Origin of the sequence: [Clostridium] aerotolerans DSM 5434 (assembly GCF_000687555.1) — a bacterium.
Taxonomy (GTDB): Bacteria; Bacillota; Clostridia; order Lachnospirales; family Lachnospiraceae; genus Lacrimispora; species Lacrimispora aerotolerans.
The window spans coordinates 1-1958 of sequence record NZ_JHWJ01000043.1 but is presented as its reverse complement, the minus strand read 5'-3'; the positions used below and the strand labels follow the sequence as shown (position 1 = coordinate 1958).

The 1958-nt window shown below is 38.6% G+C and carries 2 protein-coding genes; both read right to left on the bottom strand.

Annotation, left to right across the window (positions count from 1 at the left end; all coding sequences use genetic code 11):
- Positions 1–255: 255 nt before the first annotated feature.
- Positions 256–1731 (bottom strand): 23S rRNA (uracil(1939)-C(5))-methyltransferase RlmD, encoded by a 1476-nt coding sequence (rlmD, locus tag T546_RS0122310; protein WP_084326597.1) that lies wholly within the window; start codon positions 1729–1731, stop codon positions 256–258.
- A partial coding sequence (locus T546_RS25775) for a hypothetical protein (RefSeq protein WP_207641345.1) occupies positions 1728–1958 on the bottom strand: 231 nt, incomplete at its 5' end. The genes rlmD and T546_RS25775, both read right to left, overlap by 4 nt.

Here is a 1958-nt window from a genome sequence, read left to right as displayed (position 1 = left end):
GGCAAGAACCAATGAAAAATGGCCTTGCCCATAAATAACAATCAATATTTTATATCAGTTTTTGGAGTTTACACGGACTTTGAAACGGTCTCTGTCCGCACCCCGTCTCTCAATTTTTATCTTTCAATAATTTAAATCTTTTACTTTTATCATCCCACTACGTATAATTTACCTGAAAAATAATGCATAATAATAGGAAATTTTCTTTAATATACAAGTTTTTCCTATTTTACCATATTTTAGATAAAAGGTATATTACATATATCTAGTTTTTGTTTGACATATTTCGACAATTAATTCAGTATGATTTGTCATCGGGAATAAGTCAATCCCCCACCCTTTCCTGGCTTCATAACCTTTTTTTCTAAACAACTCCAAATCCCTAGCCAACGTCTCTGGCCCACAAGAAACATAAACGACTTTTGCAGGCTTGAGCATCGCTACTGAATCAATAAATTCAACCGTACTTCCGCTTCTTGGTGGATCAAGGAATACGACGTCAACATGTTCTCCGCTCTCTGCCATATTCTCCATAAATTTGCCCGCATCATTGCAATAGAATTTAGCATTACTTACATCATTAAGTTTTGCATTCTCAATCGCATCCTTCACTGCATCCCTATTTAGTTCAACACCAATCACTTCTTTTGCATACTGACTGGCGACAATACCAATCGTACCGATTCCACAATAAGCATCTATTACTCGTTCCTTACCGGTAAGTCCTGCGGCTTCAATGGCCTTTTTATAAAGAATTTCAGTCTGAACAGGGTTCACCTGGTAGAAGGATTTTGAGGAAATCCTGAAACGATACCCGCACAGAATATCTTCAATATATCCTTTCCCATATAATACATGTTCTTTGTCTCCCAATACCATGCTTGTTTCACGCCCGTTTATGTTCTGTATTACTGTGGTAATCTCCGGATGCTTGTCACGTAACGCCTTTACAAAGTTGTTCTTAGAAGGAAAAATGGGGGATGAAGTTACAAGGACAACCATAATCTCTCCCGTTGTAAATCCACGTCGTATCAGAACATGGCGAAGCAAACCATATCCCGTATCCTCATCATAGGTAAGAATTTTAAATGATTTTAACATACCTCTGATTGTCCCAATAATTTCATCAGCCTTTTCATCCTCGATTAAACAGCTTTCCACTGGAACAACACGATGAGTATTTGCTTCATAGACACCAGAAAAAGGATTTCCTTTATTATGGTCAAAAACTGCATGCACTTTGTTACGATAATGATAGGGATCTTCCATACCGATCATAGCTTCAAGACGGCAATAAGGCTTTAACAGAGTTTCTAGCTGCTTTTGCTTTAATTCTAACTGCTTTTTATATGGCATATCCAGAAGCTGGCAGCCACCGCATTTACGGAAAACAGGACATTGGGATTGATTCTTTTTTCCTTTAGAAAAAACTTTATCCTCAGCCCTTCTATCTCCACGTTGTTGACCTTCAGTGCCCTCTTTTCTCCATTTAGATGGCTTTTCTCCAAACTTCTTGTCTGATTTTTCCACAGAATTCTTACGAGTTTTTTCACCCAACTTCTTATCTGACCACTCTTCTGATTTACGCCATGTCTCCTTTTCAGAATTCTTACCTGACTTTTCTCCTGAATATTTACGTGCCTTTTCTCCCAGTTTCTTATCCGACCATTCTCCAGTTTTCTGCCAAGTATTCTCTCCTGACTTCCTACCTGACTTTTCCCCTGAATTCATTCGAGTCTTTTCTCCCGACTTCTTATCTGACCACTCTCCTGTTTTTTTCCACGCCTTTTCACCCAGATTCTTATCTGACTTATTTCCGGGTTTTTCCCACGTTTTCTCTCCAGATCTCCTATCAGACTTATCTCCGGATTTTTCCCACGTTTTCTCTCCAATTCTCCTATCAAACTTATTCCCGGATTTCTCCCACGTTTTCTCTCCGGATCTCTTATCAGACTTAT